Source organism: Candidatus Binataceae bacterium, assembly GCA_036495685.1.
Taxonomy (GTDB): domain Bacteria; phylum Desulfobacterota; class Binatia; order Binatales; family Binataceae; genus JAFAHS01.
The window spans coordinates 1-4,345 of record DASXMJ010000154.1 but is presented as its reverse complement, the minus strand read 5'-3'; the positions used below and the strand labels follow the sequence as shown (position 1 = coordinate 4,345).

The following is a 4,345-nucleotide window of genomic DNA, read 5'->3' as shown; positions in this document are numbered from 1 at the left end:
TCGGGTACATCCACAACTTCGCTGAGTATTTTCTTGAAAATGGATATCAAGCCGGCGAGCTGTGGGGTCTTGGCTACGAGGGAGACCAGTGCGACCTCTTAAGCGATCCCACTCTCAAGTCGGGCGTCGCTCACAGCACTGCTGCTGCGGTTCCGTTGCTACGCGCGTTCGTAGGGGCAGTAATGGCGTACACCGGAGCGACGCAGGTCGATATCGTTGCCCACAGTCTGGGCGTGACCGTTACTCGTGAATGGATGTTCCAGGACCACTCCTATTCCAGGGTTCGCTCGCTGGTCGCGATCGACGGCCCAAACCACGGGATCATCGACTGCTCGCCGAATCCCGCCAACTATTTTCAGCTACCGGGTAATGGGGGATTCATTCCGAACAGCGCGATATGCGACGAATACGGCTCTGACCATACCCAGCTCCTTACGACCCTCAACGCAGCAGGCGAAACCCCGGGGCCGACCAGGTACCTTGTGATTCGAAATGTGTTCCGGGCATCCCCAGAGAGTGGCGACTTCGTCTATCTGTCGGCTCAGGATGGTTTTTTCGCTCCCGTTCCTGCAGAGGACCGCGACGGTGTACGACATGATTTCTCTGGCAGCGCTTTGCTGAGCGGGGCTCGTTCGGTTGACCTGACCGGCCAAGGGCAATTCGACGCGATTCTTGGAACCGCACACCTCGGAATCCTGAACTCGCCAGACGCATGGAGCGCGGCCTTGACGTTTCTCGATTCAGAATAAGGTGACTGCTGAGAGGACGCCGCTTCCGGGCGAAATCGGCCCTCTAGGTCCAGACCCCTCGTCAATGCTCAGGGCGGGATCGATTACGATCCAATGAAATCAGACCACTACTTCGGGCTTCGAAAGTTGGCGTAACGAAGAACTCGAATCCGCACAGGTCTTTGGGAGGAAAGATTTTTAGGTCGCCCCCATGCGACGCACCGAAGGTCTAGGGGGCAATCCGAAGACTGATTCGGTGACCGATTCTCTGGTTACGACTGCCTAAAGCGCAGGTTCATTGCCAGATAGCCAGAGCCTAGCGATACGCTGCCGCTTGAATTCCGTATAGCTCGGCATATTGTCCTCCCTTTGCCATCAGGGCTTCATGGGTGCCGACTTCCGCGACCCGCGCGCCGTCGAGTACCACGATCAGATCGGCCATGCGCACGGTGCTGAACCGATGCGAGACAAGAATGGTAATTCGATCTCGTGGGGAGTCGCCGAGTCTATCTCGTGTGGAAACACGAGTGGCAGCCGCGTAGCGCTCGAATAACGCGTGCTCGGTCTCAGCATCGAGCGCCGCCGTCGGCTCATCGAGGACCAGCAGCAGCGGATCATCTCGCATGAAGCCACGGGCCAGGGCCAGCTTCTGCCATTGACCGAAGCTGACGTCCACGCCGCCGGGCCAAGTGGGGCCGAGTTGCGTCTCGAGGCCGACCGCCAAGCCTGCCACGACGTCATCGGCACCGGCGCGATCGACCGCGGTGACAACCGCCGGTTGGTCATCAAGACGCCTCACATCGCCCAGGCCAACCGTGTGCCGCGCGCGAAATTCGAAGCGAAAGAAGTCCTGGAAGGCGCCTGCGAGGCGTGCGCGCCAATCCTCCACAGAAATCTCCGCAAGGTCAGTTCTGTCGATCAAGATTCTGCCTTGATCCGGTTGGTAGAGGCGCGCCAGGAGCTTTACCAGTGTGGTTTTACCCGCGCCATTTTCTCCGACGATCGCCACTACCGATCCGCGCTTCAAATCCAGATTCACATCTTCGAGCACCCGACGCTGAGTACCGGGATAGGCGAAGGAGACATTCTCCAAGCGTATACCTTCGAGTAGCCGCCGCGGGGCGGGAAGCGCTGCGCCCTTGGTTTGCGCGGAAGCATAGTCCTCCAGCCACGCCAGACGGCGGGAGCCGTCGAGCCAAATGCCGCGCAAGAAGCCGATTTCGCCGACCGTGGCGCCGATGTACGCGGACAGCCTGGAGCCGGCGGCGAGCACCAGCAGCACCTGGCCGGCACTTGCGTGAAGGCCATAGGTGACGAACACCACGGCTCCGATGTAACCGGCGGCGAAGGTCAGCCAACCCAGCGTATGCCAAATCGCGCTCGCCATTCGGGCGGCGGCGACAGGCCTATACCATTGTTCCCAAGCCTCGCGCCGCAGCATCGCCAGCCGAGTTCCAATGCGCGTGACGCGCACCTCCTTGCCCGGTGGCGCGGTGGTGGCGGTGGTAAAAAGATGCCGTGCCAGCCGGTTGGCCGACGCGCCCCGTTCTTCGGCAGCACGCTCGATACCGGGGCGCCACGTCGCGGTCAGCACCGTCGGGAGCGCAAACAGCACCAGTAGCGACAACCGCGCATCAATCGACGTCAGCAGGACGACGGTCACCCCGAGCCGAAGAATCCATCCGCACGTCGAGAAGAGGGACATGTACATGTGGTCGAGTACGAAGACCTGGTCGCGCAACACCGCAAGCCGATCGAGATATTCAGGACGCTCGTGATGGGCGATCGTCGCGACGGTGGCCTGCAGCTGTGCCACGTGAGATTCCAGCGCGATCGTCAATCGGTCGCGGAACCTGCGCTGGACCCGATCGCTAGTCACGCGAAGAAACCAGGTACCGACCGCGGAGACGGCCAGCCCCAGCGCGGAGGCAATTGCCTCCCGCCGGTTATGCGCCGCCAATCCGTCGGCCAACAGCATCAACCACAGCGCCACCAGGGCATCAGGGAGGGCCGCAAGCAGCGACAGACCAAACGCAACGGCAAGCAGGCGTGGCTCCGCCTGGTAGCCCCGCTTGAAGGCACGCCACATCGCGGGTAGCGCGGCCGGCAGATCGTCAACCCGCTTCATCGAGGGTCTCCTCTCGTTCGTGGTCAACCGGCTCACCGAAGCGGGAAGCCTGCAAATCGAACATGGTCCGGTAACGTCCGCCCGCCGTCATCAGCTCGTCGTGGGTACCAAATTCAACCACCCGGCCATGCTCGAGAACGCAAATTCGGTCCGCGTGGCGCACGGTAGAGAATCGATGCGAGATCAGGATCGTTGTGGCATTGCGGGTCGCGTCCAAGACGCGATTGAAGATCTCCTGCTCGCCGCGCACGTCGAGTTGTGCGGTCGGCTCATCTAGTAGCACCATGCCCGCGCCAAGCTTCACCGCGCACAGTGCGCGTGCCAGCGCGATCCGCTGCCACTGACCACCCGACAGATCGGTTCCGTTCAGGTATGCGCGTGACAGTATGGTATCCAAACTGGTGAGGTGCGCAGCACCCGCTTCGGCAAGTGTCTGCTGAATGACCCCGTCCGGCGCACCGGCCGGTGCGACGTTGTCCCGGAGCGATAGCTCGAATCGGATGAAATCCTGAAATACCGCAGTGACGCGGTTGCGCCATGCATCGATGTCAAGCTCCCGCAAATCGACTCCATCGATCTCGATAGAACCTTGCTGCGGATCGTAGAGGCGGCACAGCAGCTTGGCGAGAGTGGTTTTCCCGGCGCCATTTTGGCCGACGATCGCAAGCGAAGAACCGGCCGGAATCGTCAAATCGAATCCATCGAGGACCGCTTGACCCGCCGTCCCGGGATAGGCGAATCGCAGGTTGCGGAAGCGAATCGCCCGCGCGGGCATGTTGTGCGCGGCTCGGCTCCCACGCGTTAATTCGCCCCCGGCACCCATCGCGTTCTGAAGACGGAGGACCGCGGCGGCGGGCGCAGCAGCACCGTCCAGCGCCCACGACAAGCCGCCGAAGGCGATCATGCTGGTGCTGACTGCCGCGGTTGCGAACGTGACGACCTGCCCGACCAACAGCCGCCCCACGACCGCGTCGTGTACGATTGCCCAGAACACCACGAGGTTGGTCGTAAGGACGATCAGGACGCTCCATACCACTGGGCGCTCCCGCAACCGGGTCGCCTCCCAGCGCAGGTCAAAGAGCCGCCGACGCCGGCTGGTGAACCGTTCGATAGTCCATGCCGCGAGGCCGAACAACCGCAACTCCTTGGCGGCGGGCGGATCGACGGCGAGGCGGTACGCATAGTCGGCATGCCGCTGAGCTTCGCGAACCTCATCGGTGTTACGATCCCGCCAGACGCCGCTCTCACGCAGCAGCCAGTGCGTGCTGAGCCAGGCACCGGCGAGCAGCAACGGAGCCCACAATCGATAGGCGGCAAGCACAGTTGCGGCTAGTATTCCCCCGACCATCTCGACCAGACCCGACGCAATGAAGTCCATCGCGATGTTGAGCGGCGGTCCCGTGATACCAAGGTCGAAGTCACGCGCCATCGCGAGGTCGGCGGTAAGGCGCGAATCTTCGAGATGTCCCATTCCGGGCGGGCCAACGCA

Annotated in this window: 3 protein-coding genes; 1 reads left to right on the top strand and 2 read right to left on the bottom strand. The window is 62.2% G+C overall.

The features are described from left to right. The coding region (locus tag VGI36_14635; protein ID HEY2486385.1) for a hypothetical protein at positions 1–749 on the top strand (749 nt) is incomplete at its 5' end. A 295-nt stretch (positions 750–1,044) separates the two neighbouring features. On the opposite strand, the gene VGI36_14630 is transcribed toward VGI36_14635, so the two are convergent. Both VGI36_14630 and VGI36_14625 read right to left on the bottom strand, forming a co-directional pair. Next, positions 1,045–2,856 carry an ABC transporter ATP-binding protein gene (locus VGI36_14630; GenBank protein ID HEY2486384.1) on the bottom strand — a complete coding sequence of 604 codons (1,812 nt, stop codon included), beginning with the start codon at positions 2,854–2,856 and terminating at the stop codon, positions 1,045–1,047. Then, positions 2,843–4,345, bottom strand: a 1,503-nt coding sequence (locus VGI36_14625; GenBank protein ID HEY2486383.1) for an ABC transporter ATP-binding protein, incomplete at its 5' end; no start/stop codon positions are given. The genes VGI36_14630 and VGI36_14625, both read right to left, overlap by 14 nt.